The organism is Halomonas sp. B23F22_20 (assembly GCF_043496985.1).
GTDB lineage: Bacteria > Pseudomonadota > Gammaproteobacteria > Pseudomonadales > Halomonadaceae > Halomonas.
The window spans coordinates 125,023-146,525 of the sequence record NZ_JBIEKH010000003.1; the positions used below are offsets into that span (position 1 = coordinate 125,023).

Consider the following 21,503-nt stretch of genomic DNA (forward strand, 5'->3'; position numbering starts at 1 on the left):
TAGACCAATAGACGAGACCCTGGCGTTGGATGAGCCGCTCGTCATCACGCTGGCGACCATCATGACGGAACGCTAGCATGGGCAGGCATTGCGGAGGATCCCATGAGCGACTTCACCCCCTTACAGGCCCTGGGGCCCATTGCGCCAGCCGACCCGTCCGGCACCCCGCTACAGGGCTATCTGGGCCACTATGGCCTGGCGCCCCTGCTGGCCGAGCGGGTCGGTCTCCATGTGGGATATGTGGACGCGCAGGGCTTTCGCCTGTGGACCCAAGTATGGCGTCCACCCACTCCGCGCGGCACCATCTTCGTGGTTCACGGCTACTATGACCATCTGGGCCTGTATCGTCACCTGCTCGAGTGCCTGCTCGAACGCGGCTGGCAGGTCGTGCTCTGGGACCTGCCGGGGCATGGCCTGTCCAGCGGTGCCCGTGCCACCATCGCCGACTTCGACGAATACGGCGCTTGCTTGCGCAGCCTGCAGTCCCAGCTGGCGGTTCGCGACCTGGCCCCGCGGCCCTGGCTGGGCATCGGACAGAGTACCGGGGCGGCGATCCTGGCCACCGATGCCCTGCGCCGAGGCGATGACGGCCACTGGAACGGCCTGGCCCTGCTGGCGCCGCTGGTGCGCCCCTGGGGCTGGACCCAGTCGAGCTGGCTCCACCGCCTGGTGGGCCCCTTCGTGCGCTCGATTCCCCGCCGCTTCCGCGAGAACTCTACCGACAGCGACTTCGCCGCCTTCCTGCGCGAGGGAGATCCCCTGCAGCCGGACCGCCTAGCCATGGAATGGGTGGACGCGATGCGACGCTGGATGCCCCAGCTGCTGGCCATGCCGGCCAGCCAGCTGCCGACGCTGATCCTGCAGGGAGAACAGGACCTGACGGTGGACTGGGAGTGGAACCTTGAGGTCCTGGCACGCAAGTTTCCGCGGGCCGAGATCCATCGCCATCCAGAGGCCAGGCACCATCTGGTCAACGAGGCCGAGCCGATCCGCCGTGTGCTGTTCGAGGAGCTCGAGCGCTTCATCGCTGGCCTGGAGGAGCGTCACGACATCACGCCTTCGGGAGCCAGCTACCGATGACATCTCGCGCGCTGACCCTGCTGCTTATCCTGCTGCTCGCCGGCTGTGCTGCCGGCCCTCCGGAACGCCCGCAGACGGTTCGTCAGGCCCTGTTTGGCCTGGGCGAGCGAGCCGCAGAGGCGGTAGTGGCGGCCCCCACCCTGCCACGTCCCGCCACTGACCAGGTACTGCTGCTGGCGATGCCGGAGGTCGACGCCCAACTGGGCGTGGCACAGGATCGCCTGCTCGAGAGCCTGACCCGTGCCCTGCTGGGCCGCAACCAGAGCCCCCAGGTACTCGACTGGCAGCCATCGCTCTCCCAGGGGGCCGGCGCCAACCAATGGCGCCTGGACAGCCGGCTGATCGCCGCCGGACCGCAGCTCACGCTGTCCGACCGCACCCTGCTGCCCTACCGCCTGCAGCTGACCCTGAGACGCCCCGGCAGCCAGACCCCGCTGTGGCAATCGCAGCTGGACGGCGCCCTGGACGCCACGGCCCTGTAGACCTCGTGCACCGTGCGTCGGGCCCGTTGGCCGAGCGTGGCTCACGGGTAAAGGGGCCGCTGCAGGGCGTCAGGAGAATGGCGCCAGCATGGCGTCGATATCCTTATCCGCGTAGGGCGGGTAGACGTCGAGCGTCTTGTCGGCCGGTGAAATCAGCAGAGACTTGGCATTGCTCAGCGCCTCGTACCCCGCCTTGCCATAATATTTGCCCATGCCGGACATCCCGACGCCACCGAAGGGCAGTGAGCCAACCCAGCAGTGCAGATTGGTCAGATTCACGCAGCCTCCACCGAACGAGAACGCATGGAGGAATCGCTCGATCGTCGCCTCATCCTGACTGAAGATATAGGCAGCCAGAGGTTTATCCCGGGTCTTCAGGCGGGCGATCAACGCCTCCAGATCGTCAAAGCGTAGGATCGGTAGTACCGGGCCGAATATCTCCTGCTGCATCGCAGGATCGGACCAGTCAGACGGATAGAGCAGTGTAGGCTCGACATAGCGTTCTGCCTGATTGGAGCGACCGCCTAGCACGGTCTTTTCCGGCAAGATGTAGGACTGAACCCGAGCCGCATCCTTTTCGCTGATCATTCGTGCAAAATCGGGGCTTTTCACGGGATCTTCACCGTACATCCGCGTCACCGAAGCCTTCAGCTTCTCTACGAAAGCCTCCGCGACACTGTCATGCACGCAGACGAAACCAGGCGCAATGCACCATTGCCCGGAGATGGCATTGTGGCCCCAGGCGATGGCGTCAGCGGCGCGATCGAGATCGGCGGTCGAGTCCACGATGGTCGGATTCTGCCCTCCCAGCTCCAGCAGCACGGGGGTCAGATGCTCGGCCGCGGCTCGCATGACGATCTTGCCCACCGTCGCGCTGCCCGTGAAAAAGATGAAGTCGAAGGGCAATTCCAGTAGCGCCGATATCTGCTCGCGCCCGCCGGTGACCACCGATACATCCTCGGAAGCAAAGTATTGCGGTATCAGCTCGGCGAACAACGCCGCCGTAGCCGGCGTGGTGTTCGCGGGCTTCAGGATCACCGGATTGCCCGCCGCCAACGCGGCAATGGCCGGGTCCAGCAGCAGCAGGATGGGGGCATTGAAGGGCCCGATCACCAGGGTGACACCATAGGGCTCCCGCCGAATCACGCCGCGTTGTCCCAGCTTGGCCAGGCCTTCTGGAATCTCCACCTCCTCCGGCGCCATCAGCCGATCGAGGTTGTCACGATAGTAGGCAATATTGCCCATCGGCACCGTGATCTCGAACCGCTGCTCGAAGGCCGGTTTACGGAAATCTTCGTAGAGAGATTCACACCAGCGATCCTGGTGATCCAGCAGCATGCGCTCCATCCTTGCCAGCTGATCCAGCCGCCACTCGCGCGACTTGGAACGGTCCGTCAAGAAGGCCTCTTTCTGGCGGTCGAAGATTGACCGGAAAGGATTGTTCATTATGCGACTCTCCATTTCTTCCGCCCCCTTCCATGGGCTTTTGATCGCCACCCACCCGAGATGTCGGCCTGGCATTCATGAGCCTGGCATTCCCCTGGGAAAGGTGATGAAAACCGCTGTGGAAAACGCCGAACTTGTGGCGCGGGCTCAGGTGGCCGATTGGCTGACTCGACTGAAGCATTAGGGAACGAGTCCGAAAGATAAAGGTGTCATCCTGTCAAGACTTGCCAACCTTCTGGAACAATTCGACATGCCTCGCGCGCGGGCAGCACAGCACCATTTCCCTGGGCTCGAGGCATGACGTGACTCGGCCAAGCCCCTCACCCCTTGAGCAGGCGATCGAGCTGACGATAGCCGATGGCCTCGATCAGCTGCTCGCGGCCTGGACGCGGCTCCCCCGCCAGGTCGGCCAGGGTCAGTGCCACCCGCAATACCCGATGAAAGGCCCGCGCCGAGAGCTGCAGCCGCTCCAGCACGCCGGCCAGCCAGGCCCGATCATCGCCGCCCAGCGCACAGGCCGCCTCGAGCTCGCGCCCGCCCAGGTGGGCATTCAGTGCCCCGCGCGCCCACTGGCGCTCGCGGGCCGCCAATACCCGCTCGCGCACCGCGGCCGACGACTCGCCGGCTTCCCGTGACGTCAACTGCGCCGGCGGCAGGGCCGGCACTTCCACCTGCAGGTCGATGCGATCCAGCAACGGGCCGGAGAGGCGCGCCTGGTAGCGCTGGATCTGCGCGGCGGTACAGTGGCAGGCCTGGCGCGGATCGCCGAGATGGCCACAGGGGCAGGGATTCATCGCCGCCACCAGCTGGAAACGCGCCGGATAGCGACGCTCGTGATTGGCACGGGCGATATGAATTCGCCCCGACTCCATGGGTTCGCGCATGACCTCGAGCACCTGGCGCGAAAACTCGGGCAGCTCGTCGAGGAACAGCACTCCCTGGTGGGCCAGCGAGATCTCGCCGGGACGCGGCCGCGAGCCGCCTCCCACCAGGGCCACCGCGCTGGCGGTATGATGAGGCGCGCGAAAGGGGCGCTGGCCCCAGTGCTCGCGCAGCGGCATGCCACACACCGAGCGCACCGCCGCCACCTCCAGGGCCTCGTCTTCGGTCAGCGGCGGCAGTATGCCGGGCAGGCGACTGGCCAGCATGGTCTTGCCGGTTCCCGGCGGGCCGGCCAGTAACAGATTGTGGCCACCGGCCGCGGCGACCTCCAGGGCGCGTCGCGCCTGGTGCTGGCCGCGCACTTCGTCGAGATCGGCAGTCGCCCGAGGGTTCGCGGGTGGCCGCGAGGCCCGATGGGGCGAGATCGGTGTCTTCCCCAGCAGATGTGCCACTACCTCGAGCAGGTGCTCGGCGGGCAGCACCTCGAGCTCTCCGGCCAGCGCCGCTTCGTCGGCGTTGGCCTGCGGCACGATCAGCCGCCGTCCGGCGCGGCGGGTGGCCAAAGCCATCGGCAAGACGCCGGTCACCGGGCGCAGTGCACCATCCAGGGCCAGCTCCCCCGCGCACTCGGTATCGGCCAGGGCCTCCGGCGGAATCTGTCCGGAAGCGACCAGCAGCCCCAGGGCGATGGGCAAGTCGAAGCGCCCGCCGTCCTTGGGAAGATCGGCGGGCGCGAGATTGAGAGTGATGCGACGCAGCGGGAAGTCGAAGCCGGCATTGACCAGGGCACTACGCACCCGCTCGCGGCTCTCCTTGACCGCGGTCTCGGGCAGCCCGACCAGGGTGATACCGGGCAGGCCATTGGCCAGATGGACTTCCACCAGCACCTCGGGCGCCTCGAGACCAAGGCCGGCCCGGGTGCGCACGATCGACAGGGTCATCGGCGGTCCCTCGCACGTTGTCTGCCCTCAAGGCTAGTCCAGCGCAGCGGGGACCGCTCGTCGCCTTAGCGGTCGGTTTCGCTGGCGCCGGCATCTTCCGCGGGCGTCGACAAGGGACGGTCCGCGGGGATGGCCGCCTCCTCGCCGACCGCCGGCGGCGTGCCCTCTCCGCCCGAACGCGACGCGTCCAGCGCCTCCTCCAGGGCGGCGACCTGCTTCTCCAGGGCCTCGACCCGGCCCCGAGTGCGCTGCAGGACATCCATCAGGATGTCGAAGTCCTCCCGCGACACCAGCTCGAGGCGATCGAAGGCACCGCGCACCACCTGTTGAATGCCCTTCTGCACTTCCTCCGGCGCCTGGGAAGCGCCCTGCAGGCGTTCGCCGATCTGCTGGGCCAGACGGCCGATGCGGTCTTGGTTGACCATGCTCTTTCTCCTCACGGTAGGGGGCTGACCACAAGGATACGCAAGCCACTCGGTGGACGCATTCCCGGCGCGTCACAAGGTTCGCCCCCGGATAGCGCAGCCCAACGGCGCACAAGCACCAGAACGGTGCAAAAGGCCATGACCAGTCTGCACCAGCGAAGCGCCGCGGCCTCCCCGCCGCCTCACAAACCAATGAAATAAAAGTGATATCAGGAAAAGTGGCATGGTTTAAGCAGCAGCATGGCAGACATGCACATCCACTGCGCGGCGCGAGAACCGCGCTCATCCAACAGGGGAGATCCGGGATGAAGCTGATCACTGCCATCATCAAGCCCTTCAAGCTCGACGACGTGCGCGAGGCGCTCGCCGACAACGGCGTGCAGGGCATCACCGTCACCGAGGTCAAGGGCTTCGGCCGCCAGAAGGGCCACACCGAACTCTACCGGGGGGCCGAATACGTGGTCGACTTCCTGCCCAAGGTCAAGGTCGAGATCGCCGTGGACGACGGCCGGCTCGACACCGTGCTGGATGCCATCTGCAGCGCCGCCAACAGCGGCAAGATCGGCGACGGCAAGGTCTTCGTGACCCCGCTCGAGGACGTCATCCGAATTCGGACCGGCGAGCGCGGCGCCGACGCCGTCTAAGCCGACCGCCCTTACCCTTTCATGAGGAGTGACCGTCATGAGTGAGTTGACCGAGCTGAGCTACGCGCTCGACACCTTCTACTTCCTGATCTGCGGTGTCCTGGTGATGTGGATGGCCGCCGGCTTCTCGATGCTCGAGGCCGGGCTGGTACGTTCCAAGAACACCGCCGAGATCCTGACCAAGAACATCGCCCTGTTCGCCATTGCCTGCACCATGTACCTGCTGCTGGGCTACTACCTGATGTACTCCAGCCCCGCGGGCGGCATTCTGCCCAATCTGGGCTTCCTGCTCGGCGGCGAGAATACCGTGGAGGCGGTGACCGCCGGCGGCGACGATGCGCCCTACTACTCCATGCGCGCCGACTTCTTCTTCCAGGTCGTGTTCGTGGCCACCGCCATGTCCATCGTCTCCGGTGCCGTGGCCGAGCGCATGAAACTGTGGGCCTTCCTGGCCTTCGCCGTGGTGATGACCGGTGTCATCTACCCGGTGTCCGGCTACTGGACCTGGGGCGGCGGCTGGCTGTCCGAGATTGGCTTCTCCGACTACGCCGGTTCCGGCATCGTGCACATGGCCGGCGCGGCCGCGGCGCTCGCCGGCGTGCTGGTGCTCGGCCCGCGCAAGGGCAAGTACGGCAAGGACGGCAGCATCTTCGCCATCCCCGGCGCCAACCTGCCGCTGGCGACCCTGGGTACCTTCATCCTGTGGATGGGCTGGTTCGGCTTCAACGGCGGCTCCGAGCTGAAGGTGTCCGACGTGAGCTCGGCCAACAACATGGCTCAGGTGCTGGTGAACACCAACGCCGCCGCCGCCGGTGGGGTAATCGCCGCGCTGATCCTGGCCAAGGCCTGGTTCCGCAAGGCCGACCTGACCATGGCCCTCAACGGCGCCATCGCCGGCCTGGTGTCCATCACCGCCGACCCGCTGTCGCCCAGCGCCCTGGGGGCCACCCTGATCGGCGCCATCGGTGGCCTGCTGGTGGTGGTCGCCATCGTCGGCCTCGACAAGCTGAAGCTCGACGACCCGGTCGGTGCCATCTCCGCCCACGGCGTGGCCGGTATCTGGGGCGTGCTCGCGGTGCCGCTGACCAACGACGGCGCCTCTTTCGGGCCGCAGCTCATCGGCATCGTCGGCATCTTCGCCTGGGTCTTCGCCGCCAGCCTGGTCGTGTGGCTGATCATCAAGGCGATCATGGGCGTGCGCGTCAGCGAGGAAGAGGAATACGAAGGCGTGGACTTGGCCGAGTGCGGGCTCGAGGCCTACCCCGAGTTCACCACCTCCAAGGTGCACAGCGGCGGTACCGGCCGCAGCCGCTCCGAAGGCCTGGGCCAGCCCCAGCCCATGACACCGCGTCCCCAGTGACCCACTCACGACGCCCCACGAAGATGGCCCCCACGCGGGGCCATTTTTTTTTCCGCCCGCAGCGGGTGTATGCTCTGGCACAATGACCCCAGACGGATGGCGAGCGTCGCCATCGGATACGGACAACGCGAGGACATGACCATGAAACTGGTGACCGCCATCATCAAGCCGTTCAAGCTCGACGACGTACGCGAATCGCTCTCGGAGATCGGCGTCCAGGGCATCACCGTCACCGAGGTCAAGGGCTTCGGTCGCCAGAAGGGCCACACCGAGCTGTATCGCGGCGCCGAATACGTGGTCGACTTCCTGCCCAAGGTGAAGCTCGAGGTCGCCGTGGACGAGTCCATGGCAGAGCAGGTGATCGATGCCATCACCCAGGTGGCCAATACCGGCAAGATCGGCGACGGCAAGATCTTCGTCACCGCCCTGGAACAGGTGATCCGCATCCGGACCGGCGAAACGGACAAGGACGCCGTCTAAGCTCGAAGCTCGAAGCTCGAAGCTCGAAGCTCGAAGCTCGAAGCTCGAAGCTCGAAGCTCGAAGCTCGAAGCTCGAAGCTCGAAGCTCGAAGCTCGAAGCTCGAAGCTCGAAGCTCGAAGCTCGAAGCTCGAAGGCAGCATGAACTCCTCCCATGAAACGTCAAACCCTCCGAGACATCCCCTCGGAGGGTTTTTTTATTCCTTCTTCACGCTCCGGGCGAAGCCCGGTTCTTCCAGGCGTGCAGCGCCGCACTTCTCGCTTATGGCTTACAGCTCCCGGCGCAGCCGGATGGCAGGCACAAAAAAGCCGGCCACGGGGGCCGGCAAATCCTTCGCCTTTCAACAGGCAAGGCCAGGTCAAAAGGGGGTACGAGCGATCAGAAGTGGAACTGGGCGCTGGCCTGCAGCCGACTGGCGTCCACTTCGTCGCCGCTGATCTTCTCCAGGTCGACGTACTGGTATTCCAGGCCCACCGTCATGCGTGAGTTGACGTCCCAGATCAGGTTGACGTGGGAGAACTGCACGGTGTCGGTCATGCCCTGGAAGGCCGGGGCATCGTCCGGCAGGTCCTGGCTGACCACCGAGGTGCCGATGGAGCTCATCCAGGCGTCGTTCCATTGGTGGTCCAGGGAGATGCCGTAGCTCTGCAGGTCGACGGTCTCGAGATTGCCGTCGGCGTCCAGGTAGGCGTCCGGGGCCCGGAACTTGGCGCCCGAGGCCGGCACGTAGTCCAGATAGCCGCCCAGGCCGCTGCCCACCATCATGTTGCCCTTGAGGGTGGTGCTGCCCATCGGCAGCGCCGCCTGGGCGATCACGCCATAGCCGGTGGCGCTCTCGTCCTGGCCGCTCACCTTCGAGTCGGAGGAGAACTGACGCACCACCCCGGAGATCCCGAAGTTGCGCTTGTAGCGATAGCGCATGGTCAGGTCCGGCAGCTCGGTGTTCTCGTCGGCGGCGCCGCCGGGACCGAGATCGGAGATCGAGGACTCGGGGTTTTCCAGGGCCACCGCAAAGGTGTTGGCGCCAGACTGGTAGGTGTAGCGCACCTGCTCGGGGCGCCCGGTGGCGTAGCCGATCGGCCCGCCCAGCTTGAGAATCCGCGGCGTCCCCAGGAAGAACATGGCGTTGGTCCAGGTCTGGCCCGCCAGGAAACCGTTGTACTCGCCGTAGGCGTGGCGCAGGTTGAACTTGTTGTCGGGCGCGAAGTGCCCCTCGAAGTAGGTCCGCAGCATCTCGTCGCCGAAGCGAGTCTGGGTGCGGAAGTTCAGCCGCGTCTCCTGGGCGGTGAAGGTGGTCTTGCCGTCGGTGGCGTTGGCTTCGCTGGCGGCGGCCAGCGGGTCGGTGATCTCGCCCAGGTCATAGTCGAAGTCGTAGAGGGCGTCGAACTTGACGTAGCCGCCGAAGGCCACATCGGTGTTGGTGCCCGGAATGTTGAAAGTGCTGCGGTGGTTCCAGGGCGCGCCCACGCGGCTCGGCTCGCCGGTGACGACGGGCTGACCGGCCTCGACCACGTCGAAGGCATAGGCACTTTGGGCCGCAAGGAATCCTGCCGGCAGCAGGGCCAGCATCAGGGTCTTCTTGGCTTGCATAGGAGTCTCTCTTGATTCGTTGTTATGAAACGGAAGCTAAAAAATTGTTTTTTTCGTTCAGGTTCTCTCGATGTTCCCTCGCCTCTCCTCCATCGGCAGCGTTGGTGGTATGAGGCGTCACCGGCTGACCGGTGACGCCATGCATCAGTAGAGGGTCTTCTGGGGCGGGCCGGCGAACTCCAGCGGTCCGACGCTGGCCATGTCCACCTCGACTACCGCCGGACCGGCACGGCCCACGGCCTCGGCCAGCACGGCCTGAAAGTCGTCGCCGTGGCCGACCTTCCAGCGCGGCAGGCCCAGGGCATCGGCCATGGCCTGAAAGTCCGGGGTGTGCAGGTCGTTGTAGTACTGGCGACCCTCGAAGTACTTGTCCTGGATGCCACGCATCACGCCGTAGCCGCCGTCGTTCATCACCACCAGGGTCATGTCGAGGCCTTCCTGGGCCAGGGTGGCCAGCTCGCCGACCATCAGCATCAGGCCACCATCGCCGACCACGGTGACCACCTTGCGGCCCTCGCCACCCACCGCGCAGCCGATGCCGGTGGCCAGGCCCTGGCCGATGGCACCGGCCAGCGAATGGATGTTGGTCAGCGGGCGCTCGATGGGCAGCAGCCGGCTGCCCCAGGTGCTGCCGGAGACGGTGATGTCGCGCACGAAGATGCCGTCCGCAGGCAGCGACTCGCGCACCGCGTCGCAGAGCTTGGCGTACTCGCCGACCTGGTCACGCAGCGCTCGCTCGGCGGCGGCCACGGCCTTGGCGACCTCGCGGTCGACCTCGGCGTCGGGGGCACGCTTGCCCCCCAGGCGATCGGCCAGGCGCGACAGCACGTCGCCACACTCGCCGCACAGGAAGGCATCGGCGGGATAGTTGCGGTGAGCCGCCGCCGGGTCGACGTCGATCTGCACCAGCGGCCTCGGCAGGGCCACCGAGTAGGTGCGGGTCTCGTTGCTGCGCAGCCGCGAGCCGGCCACCAGCATCAGGTCGCTGGCGGCGAACAGCTCCTCCACCGCCGGAGCGCTGTGGAAGGCGCGCAGGCTGCGCGGATGGCTGTCCGGCAACACGCCGCGGGCGTGAGTACTGGAGACCACCGGAATGCCGGCGTCGGCCAGGCGACGCACGGCCTCACCGGCCTCCAGGCAGCCGCCACCGATCCACAGCACCGGCCGCTTGGCGGCCAGCAGCCGCTCGGCCAGGGCGTCGACCTCGGCGTCGGCGACCCGGGCCGGCGCGGCAGGAGACGCCGGCGCGGTCTCGATCCACTCGACCTGGCTGGCCTGGATGTCGATGGGAATTTCCAGGCTCACCGGACCGCGCGGCAGGGTCATCGCCTCCTGGATGGCGCGATGCAGCAGCGGCACCACCTGCTCGGGGGTGCAGGCGCGGTAGGCACGCTTGGAGCAGGCCTCGAGGAAGCCCATCTGGTCGCGGGTCTCGTGGATGAAGCCGGCGTCGCGATCCAGGTAGGCCTTCTCGACCTGGCCGGTGATGTGCAGCAGCGGGGTGCCGGCGTTGAGCGCCTCGAGCATCGCGCCCACGGCATTGCCGGCACCGGCGCCGGTGCTGGTCAGGGCCACGCCGAGCCCGCCGACGCGGGTATGGCCGTCGGCCATGGTCACCGCCCCGGCCTCGCCGCGGGAGGGCACGAAGCGCACCCGCTCGCGCTGACCGATGGCGTCGGCGATCGGCAGGTTGTGGATGGAGATCACGCCGTACACGGCCGAGACCGCGTGGGCTTCCAGGGTGCGGGCGACGGCTTCGCCCACGGTGATGGTCGTCATGATGCTTTTCCTCTGTAACCGTGGGCGCTCAGTCGCACCAGCTGTTGGGATTCGCGTCGAGGCCCAGGTACAGGCTCTTCTGCTGCATATAGGCCTGGATGCCCTGGCGGCCCTTCTCGCGGCCCAGGCCGCTCTCCTTGTAGCCGCCGAAGGGCGTCGAGATGGAGAACTTCTTGTAGGTGTTGATCCACACCGTGCCGGCCTCGAGCCGGTCGGCGAGGCGCAGGGCCGCGCGGTAGTCGGCGCTCCAGATGCCGGCCGCCAGGCCGTAGACGTTGTCGTTGGCCAGGCCCACCAACTCGTCCTCGTTGTCATAGGGCAGCGCCACCAGCACCGGGCCGAAGATCTCCTCCTGGCAGACCGCGCTGTCGTGGGGCAGGCCCTCGATCAGGGTCGGCGGATAGAAGCTGCCCGCGGCCAGCTCGCCCTCGGTGGGAATCACGCCGCCGACGCGGATACGGCCGCCCTCTTCGCGGGCCCGCTCGACGTAGGCCGCCACGCCGTCGCGGTGCGCCTCGCTGATCAGCGGCCCCAGGTGCACGCCCGGGGTCTCGGGATGACCGACGCGCAGCTCGCGGGCGATGGTCTCGAGACGCGCCATGACCTCGTCATAGCGGCTGCGGTGGATGAACAGCCGCGAGCCGGCGATGCAGGCCTGGCCGGCGGAGCTGAAGATGCCGTAGGCCACGCCCTTCACCGCCTGTTCCAGGTCGGCGTCCTCGCGGATGATGGTCGGCGACTTGCCGCCCAGCTCCAGGGAGGTGCCGATCAGCTTGTCGGCGGCCACGTGGGCCAGGTGGCGACCGGTGCTGGTGCCGCCGGTGAAGGAGATCTTGCGCACCTTGGGATGGCGGGCGATGGCCTCGCCGATCACCCGGCCGCGGCCCGGCAGCACGCTGAGCAGCCCCTTGGGCAGGCCGGCTTCCTCGAACAGCTCGGCGAGCTTGAGCGCCATCAGCGGGGTGGCCTCGGCGGGCTTGAGCACCACGGCATTGCCGCCGGCCAGCGCCGGGGCGACCTTCTGCATCTCGCTGGCGATCGGCGAATTCCACGGCGTGATGGCGGCGATCACCCCGAGCGGCTCGTACTGGCTCAGGGTCAGGAACTCGGCGTTGCGACGGGTGGGCAGCTCGCCCTCCAGGGTCTCGCAGGCCGCCGCGAAGTAGCGCGCGGTACCGGCGGCGCTGGCGACCAGGCCACGGGCTTCGGCCAGCGGCTTGCCGTTGTCGCGGGTCTGCAGCGCGGCGAGCTCGTCGAGGCGTTCGCGGATCAGGTCGCTGACGCGATACAGCACCTCGGCCCGCTCATGGGGCAGGCGCTCGCGCCAGGCGGGGGCGCGCCAGGCCGCGTCGGCGGCGGCGATCGCCTCCTCGACGTCGTCGAGGCTCGCGGCATTGAGCTCGGCGTTGACCGAACCGTCGGCAGGAAAGCGCGACACCATGGGGTCGCCGCGGCCCTCGCGCCATTCGCCGGCAACGAAAATCTTCAGAGTCATCTCGGACACCTCCCTTAGAACGAGACCGGCTCGAGCGCCTGGCGACAGGCGCGCACCACCGACAGGGCGGCGAGGGTCGAGGTCTTGGGATTGCTTTCCAGGGGGTAGCCGTTGAGCTCGATGGTGAACTCGCCGAAGCGGCCCCTGGCATGAATACAATGAGTGTTGCGCGTGGTCGCCGGATCGACGGTCAGCTTCACCCGGGTGTCGCGCATGCCCACGCCGGCCAGGGCGATGGTGGCAGCGACGTTGGAGTTCGCCGGGAACAGCCGCGCGGCCTCGCCGGCGTCGCCCTCGAAGAACACCGTCTTCTCGGCGACGGCATCGAGGTCGACGAGCTGTTCGGCGTGGCTGCCCTTCCAGCTGCGCGGCGCCTTGCAGGCCTCGTAGGTGACCTCGTCCAGGCCGCCCTCGCGGGCCGCCGACAGACCATCCATGCCGGCCACCGCGCCGGACAGCAGCTGCATGCGCCCGCCGCCCTCGCGGGCCGCGGTGGCGAGCCGCTCGTAAAGCGCCTCGTCGGACAGCGCACCGGTGGCCACCACCGCCAGCGTCAGGCCGCGGCGCAGCACCGCCTCGCCGTGCTCGGCGAGGCCCGGCTGGCCGGCGCATTCCACCACCAGGTCGGGACGCGCGGCGCACTGGTCGATGGCGGTCAGCACCTCGGCCTGGCCGGCCAGGCGGTCGCGCACCCCGGCGGCGAAGGCCTCCGGCACTACCACCCAGGCCAGTTCCAGGCCCTCGGGCAGCAGGCGGTGCACCTCGCTGCCCATGGCGCCGTAGCCGATCATCATCAGTCGTTTGGTCATGGGGTTCTCCATGTCGTCACAGGTGGCGGTTGAAGCCACCGGAGACGTCCAGGGCGGCGCCGGTGGTGAAGGAAGCCATCGGGGAAGCCAGGAAGACCAGCGCGCGGGCCGGCTCCTGCGGGCGGCCCAGGCGACCCATGGGGATGCCACGCTTGGCGGCAATGGCGCCGGTCCATTCCTCCCAACTCTGAGAGGTGTCGTCGCGCTGCTCGAAGCGGCGGCGCCACTGGCCGGACTCGACCATGCCCAGCAGGATGGAGTTGACCCGGATGCCGTCGCCGATCAGCTCGTGGGACAGCGAGTGAGTCATGTTGAGCAGCGCCGCCCGCGCCGCCGAGGTGGCGATCATGTGCGGCTCGGGCTGCAGGGCCAGCAGCGAGTTGACGCAGGTCAGCGAGCCGATCTCGGACGCCGCCAGCTGCTCGCGGAAGGCGCTCAGCGGATTGATCACCCCGAACAGCTTGAGGTTGGCCTCGGACAGCCAGGCCTCCCGCGGGGTGTCGTCGAAATGGGCCACGTAACCCTGGCCGGCGTTGGCGATCAGCATGTCGGCGCCGCCGAATCGGCCGCGCACCGCCTCGGCGAAGGCCTGGCAGGAGGCCTCGTCGAGCACGTCACAGGTCTCGGCCAGCAGCTCGGCGGCGGGAAATTCCTCGACCAGGGCGGCGCGGGCCGCCTCGAGCCGTTCGGGGTTGCGGCCGCACAGCGCCACCCGGGCGCCATGAGTCAGCAGCAGGCGTACGGCCTCGAGGCCGATCCCGGAGGATCCGCCGGTGACCACCGCCACCCGGTCTTCGATCATAAAGCTCATGGTGTCGTCCTCGTCTCAGTTCCGGGTGGATGTCGCCAGCAGCGGCCCGGCGAAGGCCGCAACGGCCGCGCCGAAGGCCTCGGGCGCATCGATGTAGCTGGCATGCCCGGCACGCGGCAGGCCGCGATAGGGCAGCCCCAGGCGCTCGGCCAGGGCCCGTGAGGCCTCGGGCGTGGTGATGGCGTCCTCGTCGCCGCACAGCACCGTGGCCGGCACCGGCAGCCCCTCGGGCAGGTAGCCCTCCAGGGCGTCATTGGCCAGCATCCAGCAGGCCTGGGCGAAGCCCTCGACGTGCAGGCGCTGCATGCCCTCGCGGACCCGGGCGACATCGGCATCATCGGCGCCATCACACAGCAGGCGCGGGGCACGGGCCGCGGCATAGGCCTCATGGCCCTGCTCGACCAGCATCGTCCAGCGACTGCGGTAGACGCTGTCGCGCTTGGCGTCGTCGGCATCCCGATAGCCAAGGGCCGGGTCGGCCAGGATCACCCCGGCCAGCCGCTCGGGCCGCCGAGCGACGAAGGCACTGGCCATCATCGCCCCCAGCGAGTGGCCGACCAGCACGCAGCGCTCGACGCCCAGGGCGTCGAGCCAGGCCTCGAGGCGCGCGGCGTAGTCGGCCGCCGTGGGCTCGTCCGCGGCCAGCGGCTGGCTGTCGCCGTAGCCCGGGGCGTCCCAGGCCAGCAGCCGATAGCCAGCCAGGTGCGCGGCCAGCGGCGCCCAGGAGGCCGCCCCGGAGCTGATGCCGTGGAGCAGCACGATGGCGGGGCCCTCGCCGGTCTCGCGGTAGGCCTGGAGGCCGGCGTCGAGCGCCAGGGTCTGGGGTGTCATGGCCGGCCCACTCATCCGTTGCGCTTGACCTTGGACAGCGGATGATCGTCCGGATAGGTCGGGATCTGCGGCTTGGGCGTACCCAGCATCACGCACATCAGCGCCTCTTCCTCGCTCTCGTTGAGCAGGCCGCGGTAGATGCCCGGCGGCACGGAGACCACGTCACGCTCCCCGAGTACGGTCTCGGTGTAGTGGTCGCCATCCTTGAGGAACAGGCGAATGGAGCCCTTGAGGACGAAGAACACCTCTTCGACGTCGTCATGCACGTGCAGCGGCCCCTCGCACTTGGACGGCAGCACCATGGTCGAGAAGGTGAAGTGCTCGGCCGGGATGGTGTTGGTGTCGTTGGCCACGCCGGTGGCGCCGGTGCCGATGTAGCGCATCTGGGCACGGCGATACTTGGGATCGAAGTCGGCCTGGAACTTCAGGGCGTTCCAGTCGTACTTGCGACCCTTGAAGCGGGCGATGCGGGACTCGATCCAGTCCTCGAAGGACAGATCGTCGGGTTTACTCCAGGTAGCGAACTGTTCGGACATGGTGTCTCTCCTCGGGATCGCGCTTGGGTGTCGGGGAGGCCTCGTTGCGCGTGTCGCCCGGCCGACGGCCGGATTCAGGACGAGGGGTCCCCGTGCCGGCCGCCTGCAGGCGACCGGCCTCGATGGTGAAACTTGAGTGCTGCTCGATCGGCCGGACCCGGGGCCCGGCCGTGGCTCAGGCGTCGGCCTTCTTCTGGCGCCGGGTCTCGGCGTCGATGCCGCCCTCGATGGCCCACTCGGTGAACGATTCCAGGGAGTGCTGCATCTCGCGCGGCACCCAGGCCTCGGTCAGGTAGTCCTCGTTGGTGTAGTACTCGAAGGCACCGCCCAGCGGGCTGTTGACGTACCAGAAGTAGGCCGAGGAGATCGGGTGGCGGCCGGGGCCGATGAAGGTGCTCCACTGGCGACGGTTCATCGCCAGGCCGCCGCCGATCACCTCGTGGATGTCGCGCACGGTGAAGGCCACGTGGTTGAGGCCCGCGCCGCGGTGCGGCAGCTTGAGCAGGAAGATGTTGTGATGGCCGCCACGCGCCTGCATGCGCAGGAAGACGGCGCGGTCGATGTAGCGATCGGAGACCGAGAAGCCCAGCAGTTCGCGGTAGAAGCGCTCGCTGGCCTCCAGGTCGTCGACGAAGAACACCGCATGGCCGATGCCCGCCGGAGTGGCCCGCTCGTAGACCGGGCTCGGCTGGTCGACGCGCTGCATGTCGCCCCACTGGTTGATCGGCGTGACCTCCAGTTCGACGTCGTGCAGCCGAGTGGACCGGATGCACACCGTCAGGCCGTTGGGATCGCGGCATTCCAGACGATCGCCGTGGTCGACGTAGCCAGGCTGGTCGCGCAGGCGCTCGCGCAGCGGCTCCAGGGCCTCGAGATTCGCCACTCCCCAGGTCATGCGACGCAGGGTCGAGCCCTCCTCGAAGGCCGCGGGCAGCGCCGGGTCGTCGATGGCGCGGACCGACAGGCGGGCGCCGTTGAGCGTCTCGAAGGTCGCGGCTCCCGCCTCGCCGTCGACCGGCGCCAGACCGAAGTCCTCGACGAATTGCTTGCCGGCCTCGACGTCCTCGGCGCCGAACTCCAATGCTTCGATACCCACGATATTCATGTCGATCTCCTGCTTCTGTGTGACGTCGACCCTCACGCTGGGCGATGTCACGGACACAAAGGGTCCCCGCTCGCGAAGCAAAGGCCTCGCGACAGTCGTCTGATTGCCGTGTTGGCTCGAACCGGACGCGGAATGACTAAGCGTCCGGCGGGTTGGATCAGGGCGTCTTCATCTCATCTGACGCTGCCCTCCGGCGCTGCCCTGGTAGCCCAGCAGGTTGGAGATGCCGTTGGCCGCCTCGGCAACCTCGAGGCGCAGGCGCTCGCGGTCCTGCTCGGGAATCTCGTGCACCGGCACCATGATGCTGACCACGCCCTCGACCTCGCCGTCATGGTTGTAGAGCGGGTAGACGATCGAGGAGATACCGAACTGGAAGAAGGACTCGGCGATCACGTAGCCGCGCTCGCGATCCTCCTGAACCAGCTGCCACAGCGCCTCGCGGTCGGCGGGAGCGCCGGGCTCCGCGTCCGGCAGCGTCGATTCCGGGTAGAGCGCCTCGAACTCCTGGCGACTCAGGCCGGTCAGCAGCATCCGCCCCAGGGAGGTGCGGTGCGCCGGCAGCCGCGTGCCGACGCTGACCCGGCGCACGGTGGCGTTGGCAGCGCTGACCCGGGCCACATAGATGACGTCGCGGCCGTCGCGGATGGCGATATGGCTCGAGCAGCCGGTCTTGTCACGCAGCGACTCGATCACCGGCTGGCCGACCTGGACCACGTCCAGGGAAGCGACGTACTCGAAACCGAGCCGCAGCACGTTGACCCCGAGCGAATACAGCCCGGTGGATGGGTGACGCCGGATGAAACCCATGTATTCCAGCGTCTGGATGGCGCGATAGGCCGTCGCCTTGGGGATATCGACGCACTTGACGATCTCGGCGAAGCTCATCTCCCGGTGGCTGCGACTCAGCTCCATCAGGATGATCAGGCCGCGCTCCAGGCCCGGGATCAGGTACTTCCTTGCGTCCTTCTCGGTGTCGCTCATCGCGTCATCGCCTCTTGGTGTGGGTCGGTTTCCGCGCCGGCTGGCGGGCTCCTCTCTGAGCCCTGGCGCCCTTGCGCCTACGATACCGGATCGGGACCCGGGAGCCGATTGCGCCTCGGCTTCCCTTGGCGACTCGGCGTCGCCGGTAATTTCAAATATTAAACTATATTTCTTATTTGATACAGAATGAAGATAGACGTCGGACCGCTGTTTGTCAAGGTCCGTTGGAAGCGTCAGAAGGAGCCTTCAACTATCTGATATTAATAAGGAAAAAATCCGCTCACCCGGGCCGTTTTCGCGCCCGGACGCCCAAGGAGCGAGCAAGGGGCGGATCAGGCCCTGGCGGTGGCCGACAGTCGCTTGTCGCGCAGCTCGATCATGCGTCGCGCCAGGGCCTCCAGCAGCGCCATCCGGGTGTCCTGGTGGACCGGGTCGCCCCACAGGTTGCGGGTCTCGTGGGGATCCTCGGCCAGGTGATAGAGCTCGCCACCCGCCTCGCCCTCGAACAGGCTGAGCCGCCAGTCCTCAGTGACCAGGGTGGTGATGCCGCTGTCGGCGTCGCCGTCACGGAATACCTGGATGCCGGCATCCTCGATCAACACCGGCGGCGCCGGCCGCTGTGCGTCGAACAGGTCGCGGCCCTGCATGCCGACCGGCGTCTTCAGGCCGGCCCGCTGCAGCAGCGTCGGCGCCAGGTCGATGGCGCTGCCGAGCCGCCCCGAGACGCGCCCGCCCCGCTCGGGCGAGCGCGGGTCGTGCCAAATCAGCGGCACCCGCACCACGCTCTGGAAGTGCAGGCCGAGCTTGAGCACGGTGCCGTGATCGCCCATGTAGTCGCCGTGGTCCGAGGTGAAGGCCACCACGGTGTCGTCGGCGAGCCCCCGCTCGTCGAGCCGGCCCAGCACCTCGCCCACGGCATCGTCGACCATCGAGATGCTGCCGTAGTTGAGGGCGATGATCTCGCGCAGCTGGCGCTCGGACAGGCTCAGCGGCCAGTGGCTGTCGGGCTCGTCGCGGCCCCAGCGGTAGGCCGCCAGGGCCGAATCCGGCAGGTCGGCGATGGCCTCGACCGAGCGCTCCGCCGTGGCCGGCAGCACTACCTCGTCGGGGTCGTACATCGACCAGTAGCGCCCGGGCGGGGTGAAGGGGTGATGCGGGTCGGGGAAGGACACCACCAGCACGAAGGGCGTCTCGTCGTCCTGGTCGTCGAGGAAGGCGCAGGCCTGGTCGGCGACGTAGGCGGTCGGATAGGCGCCTTCGGGCAGCGCCGTACGCCAGCACTGCGGCGCGCTGATATTCGCGTCCGGCAGGGCATTGGCCGGCCCGCGCACCGCATCGGGATCGGCATGCCGCTCACGCAGCCAGCCGCTGTAATGCCCCTCGACTTGGTCGCCGTGGCCGATGCACAGCCGCACGTGGTCGAAGCCGTAATAGGGGGTGGGCAGCTCGAGGTCCGGCGTCTCGGCCCAGCGCCGGCGCACCTCCCAGCGGTAGGCGTCGCCGTCGCGCTGGCGGCGCAGGCTGTGCCCGAGCGCGTCGGGCAGCGTCTCGCCCTCGCCGCCCTGCCGCCGCTCGGGCGCCGGGATGTCGGTGACGTTCTGGAAGTGCGCCTTGCCGATGTAGCCGGTGCGATAGCCGGCCCCGCGCAGCGCGTCGGCGAAGGTCACGCTGTCCAGATCCAGCGGAATGCCGTTCTGGCGCACACCGTTGACCGACGGCTGCTGCCCGGTGACCAGGCAGGCCCGGTTGGGCTGGCAGATCGGCGTGGCCACGTGGAAGCGCGTGAATCTCACCCCCTTCGCGGCCAGACCATCCAGATGTGGCGTGCGCACGGTGGGATCCCCGTAGCAGCCAAGGTGCTCGGCGCGCTGCTGATCGGTGATGAAGACGATGAAGTTCGGGCGTCGCATCTCTGCCTCCTCGCTCGGGGTCGCCGGCTCAGTCGAACATCAGGCCGACCGGCCAGGTGACGATCTCGGGGAAGGCGAAGACGATGGCGATGGCCAGGAAGTCGCAGACCAGGAACGGCACCGCCGCCTTGTAGATGCTGCCCATGCCGGTGCCCTGTGGCGCCACGGCCTTCATCACGAACAGCGCGGCGCCCAGCGGCGGCGAGGTGGAGCCGGTCTCGATGGCGATCAGGAACAGCACCGCGAACCACAGTGGGTCGAAGCCGAACTGCTCCACCACCGGCACGAAGATCGGCAGGGTGATCATCATGATCGGCAGCGGGCCCATGAACATGCCCAGCACCACGATGGTCAGTACCATGGCCAGCACGATGGTCTTGTCGCCGAACGGCAGGCCGAGCACCGCGTCCATCAGGCCGAAGGTCGCCCCGGTGAAGGACAGCAGCTGGGTGAAGGCGATGGCACCAGCGACGATCAGCAGCACCATCACCGAGATGGCGGCGCTCTCGAACATCGAGTTCTTGAAGATGTCGAGGCTCAGCCGGCGCTTGCCCAGCGCCAGCAGCACCGTGGCCACGGCACCGGAGGCCGCCGCCTCGGTAGGCGTAGCCAGGCCCAGGAAGATTACCCCGACCACGGCAAACACGATGACACCGATCGGCAGGATGTTGCGAACCCCGGCTTCGAGCTTGACCCGCATCGGCGTGGGCGCGACGTCGAAGGACGGCGCCACCTCCGGCTGCAGGGTACAGCGACCGAGGATGTAGACGGTGTAGAGCACCGCCATCAGCAGGCCCGGCAGGATGATGGCGATCAGCAGGCGCCCGATCGGCAGCTCGGCCACCACGCCCAGCACCACGGCCAGCGAGCTCGGCGGAATCATGATCGCAAGGCCGGCGGAGCCGAGGATCGGCCCCAGCGACATCGGCTTCTTGTAGCCGCGTTTCTCCATCTCCGGCACCAGGCTCGAGCCCAGCAGGGCGATGGATCCCATGCTGTTGCCGGTCAGGGTGGAGAACAGCACCCCGCCGCCGACGGCCATGAAGGCCAGTCTTCCGCGAAGTTTTCCAAACCATTTATCCAGCGTATCCAGCAGGTCGTTGGCGATGCCCGAGCGGAACATCACCTCGCCCATGATCATGAACATGGCGATGGGCACCAGGGTAAAGCTGGTCAGCGCGCCGGTGGTGTTGATCACCAGCTGTTCGACGCCCGACATGCCGCCCAGCAGCACATAGGCACCGACCAGGTTGACGACCAGGAAGGCGAACGCCACCGGCATGCCGAGCATCATCAGCAGCAGGAGCGGACCCATGAGCAGGAGCAGCGTCAGCCACCAGTCCATATCAGCCTCCAGGGGAGTATTGTCTATGCGCAGGCCTTGGGCTCAGCGCTTGAAACTGTCGAGGGTCTGCGCCACGAACTGGATCGTGAGCAGCAGCATGCCGAGGGGGAACACCATGGTGATCAGGTAGCTCGGCGGTCGCATCAGGGTGGTCTCGCGCATCCCGTACTCGAACTGGTCGAGGGTCACCAGGCCGCCGACCCAGGTGCAGTAGCCGCAGGCCACCGCCGCCAGGGCGCACAGCACGCCGACCAGCACGCGCCGCGGCCACTCGGGCAGGGCGTCGGTGATCAGATCGATGGCCACATGGCGATGCTTCTCCAGCAGGTAAGGTGCGCCGAGAAAGGTCATATAGAGCAGCGAGTATTCGCTGAGCTCGATGACCCAGACCAGGGAGTGGTCGAACAGCACCCGAGAGAGAATCTCCAGGAACACCAGGGCGGTGGCGGCGACCAGCACCAGGCCGCTGAGCCAGGCCAGCCACAGGTTCAGCCGGCTGACGCCGCGCATGAACGCCGAAGACGATGGGCGCGAGACGGAAAGGGAGTCATCCATAGCGGGGGTCCCGAAAG

At 67.6% G+C, this 21,503-nt stretch carries 20 protein-coding genes; 5 read left to right on the top strand and 15 right to left on the bottom strand.

Going from position 1 to position 21,503, the window contains the following annotated elements:
* Positions 1–102 precede the first annotated feature (102 nt).
* Complete coding sequence (locus ACGTN6_RS02970) at positions 103–1,080, top strand: alpha/beta hydrolase (RefSeq protein ID WP_394589737.1); 978 nt, start codon at positions 103–105, stop codon at positions 1,078–1,080.
* Positions 1,077–1,562 carry a hypothetical protein gene (locus ACGTN6_RS02975; RefSeq protein ID WP_394589738.1) on the top strand — a complete coding sequence of 162 codons (486 nt, stop codon included), beginning with the start codon at positions 1,077–1,079 and terminating at the stop codon, positions 1,560–1,562. The genes ACGTN6_RS02970 and ACGTN6_RS02975 overlap by 4 nt, the downstream gene beginning before the upstream one ends.
* 69 nt (positions 1,563–1,631) lie before the next feature.
* Here the strand turns inward: ACGTN6_RS02975 and ACGTN6_RS02980 are convergent, their stop codons facing one another.
* The 3 genes from ACGTN6_RS02980 to ACGTN6_RS02990 form a co-directional block, all read right to left on the bottom strand.
* Positions 1,632–3,008: an aldehyde dehydrogenase family protein gene (locus ACGTN6_RS02980; protein WP_394589739.1), complete on the bottom strand. Its 1,377-nt coding sequence runs from the start codon at positions 3,006–3,008 to the stop codon at positions 1,632–1,634.
* Positions 3,009–3,328: 320 nt separating this feature from the next.
* Positions 3,329–4,831 (bottom strand): YifB family Mg chelatase-like AAA ATPase, encoded by a 1,503-nt coding sequence (locus ACGTN6_RS02985; RefSeq protein WP_394589740.1) that lies wholly within the window; start codon positions 4,829–4,831, stop codon positions 3,329–3,331.
* 65 nt (positions 4,832–4,896) lie between these two features.
* Positions 4,897–5,256 carry an accessory factor UbiK family protein gene (locus tag ACGTN6_RS02990; protein ID WP_394589741.1) on the bottom strand — a complete coding sequence of 120 codons (360 nt, stop codon included), beginning with the start codon at positions 5,254–5,256 and terminating at the stop codon, positions 4,897–4,899.
* 305 nt (positions 5,257–5,561) lie between these two features.
* On the opposite strand from ACGTN6_RS02990, the gene ACGTN6_RS02995 reads away from it, so the two are divergent.
* From ACGTN6_RS02995 to glnK, 3 genes are all read left to right on the top strand, one after another.
* Positions 5,562–5,900, top strand: coding sequence for a P-II family nitrogen regulator (locus ACGTN6_RS02995; RefSeq protein WP_016855902.1), 339 nt, complete (start codon positions 5,562–5,564; stop codon positions 5,898–5,900).
* 37 nt (positions 5,901–5,937) lie between these two features.
* Positions 5,938–7,260, top strand: coding sequence for an ammonium transporter (locus tag ACGTN6_RS03000; protein ID WP_394589742.1), 1,323 nt, complete (start codon positions 5,938–5,940; stop codon positions 7,258–7,260).
* 141 nt (positions 7,261–7,401) lie between these two features.
* The gene (glnK, locus tag ACGTN6_RS03005; RefSeq protein ID WP_183383023.1) at positions 7,402–7,740 is read left to right on the top strand and encodes a P-II family nitrogen regulator; all 339 of its coding nucleotides are present in this window, start codon (positions 7,402–7,404) and stop codon (positions 7,738–7,740) included.
* A gap of 377 nt (positions 7,741–8,117) precedes the next feature.
* Here the strand turns inward: glnK and ACGTN6_RS03010 are convergent, their stop codons facing one another.
* The 12 genes from ACGTN6_RS03010 to ACGTN6_RS03065 all read right to left on the bottom strand — a co-directional run bounded on the left by ACGTN6_RS03010 (position 8,118) and on the right by ACGTN6_RS03065 (position 21,486).
* Positions 8,118–9,329 carry a DcaP family trimeric outer membrane transporter gene (locus tag ACGTN6_RS03010; protein WP_394589744.1) on the bottom strand — a complete coding sequence of 404 codons (1,212 nt, stop codon included), beginning with the start codon at positions 9,327–9,329 and terminating at the stop codon, positions 8,118–8,120.
* A 144-nt stretch (positions 9,330–9,473) separates the two neighbouring features.
* Positions 9,474–11,108, bottom strand: coding sequence for a thiamine pyrophosphate-binding protein (locus ACGTN6_RS03015; RefSeq protein WP_394589745.1), 1,635 nt, complete (start codon positions 11,106–11,108; stop codon positions 9,474–9,476).
* 28 nt (positions 11,109–11,136) lie between these two features.
* Positions 11,137–12,603: an aldehyde dehydrogenase gene (locus ACGTN6_RS03020; protein ID WP_394589747.1), complete on the bottom strand. Its 1,467-nt coding sequence runs from the start codon at positions 12,601–12,603 to the stop codon at positions 11,137–11,139.
* 14 nt (positions 12,604–12,617) lie between these two features.
* On the bottom strand, positions 12,618–13,412 hold the full coding sequence (locus ACGTN6_RS03025) for an aspartate dehydrogenase (protein ID WP_394589748.1): 795 nt from the start codon (positions 13,410–13,412) through the stop codon (positions 12,618–12,620).
* Between the two features lie 16 nt (positions 13,413–13,428).
* Positions 13,429–14,223 (bottom strand): SDR family oxidoreductase, encoded by a 795-nt coding sequence (locus tag ACGTN6_RS03030; RefSeq protein ID WP_394589749.1) that lies wholly within the window; start codon positions 14,221–14,223, stop codon positions 13,429–13,431.
* Positions 14,224–14,238: 15 nt separating this feature from the next.
* Positions 14,239–15,054, bottom strand: coding sequence for an alpha/beta fold hydrolase (locus ACGTN6_RS03035; RefSeq protein WP_394589750.1), 816 nt, complete (start codon positions 15,052–15,054; stop codon positions 14,239–14,241).
* An 11-nt stretch (positions 15,055–15,065) separates the two neighbouring features.
* Positions 15,066–15,590: a cupin domain-containing protein gene (locus ACGTN6_RS03040; protein WP_111382332.1), complete on the bottom strand. Its 525-nt coding sequence runs from the start codon at positions 15,588–15,590 to the stop codon at positions 15,066–15,068.
* 175 nt (positions 15,591–15,765) lie between these two features.
* Complete coding sequence (locus ACGTN6_RS03045) at positions 15,766–16,695, bottom strand: VOC family protein (protein ID WP_394589752.1); 930 nt, start codon at positions 16,693–16,695, stop codon at positions 15,766–15,768.
* Between the two features lie 168 nt (positions 16,696–16,863).
* A complete protein-coding gene (locus ACGTN6_RS03050) occupies positions 16,864–17,676 on the bottom strand; it encodes an IclR family transcriptional regulator (RefSeq protein WP_394589754.1) in 813 nt (270 codons plus the stop codon).
* 332 nt (positions 17,677–18,008) lie between these two features.
* Positions 18,009–19,586 (bottom strand): sulfatase family protein, encoded by a 1,578-nt coding sequence (locus ACGTN6_RS03055; protein WP_394589756.1) that lies wholly within the window; start codon positions 19,584–19,586, stop codon positions 18,009–18,011.
* 28 nt (positions 19,587–19,614) lie between these two features.
* The gene (locus ACGTN6_RS03060; protein WP_394589757.1) at positions 19,615–20,931 is read right to left on the bottom strand and encodes a TRAP transporter large permease; all 1,317 of its coding nucleotides are present in this window, start codon (positions 20,929–20,931) and stop codon (positions 19,615–19,617) included.
* A gap of 42 nt (positions 20,932–20,973) precedes the next feature.
* Positions 20,974–21,486, bottom strand: a complete 513-nt coding sequence (locus ACGTN6_RS03065) for a TRAP transporter small permease (RefSeq protein WP_394589759.1) — start codon at positions 21,484–21,486, stop codon at positions 20,974–20,976.
* Positions 21,487–21,503 lie beyond the last annotated feature (17 nt).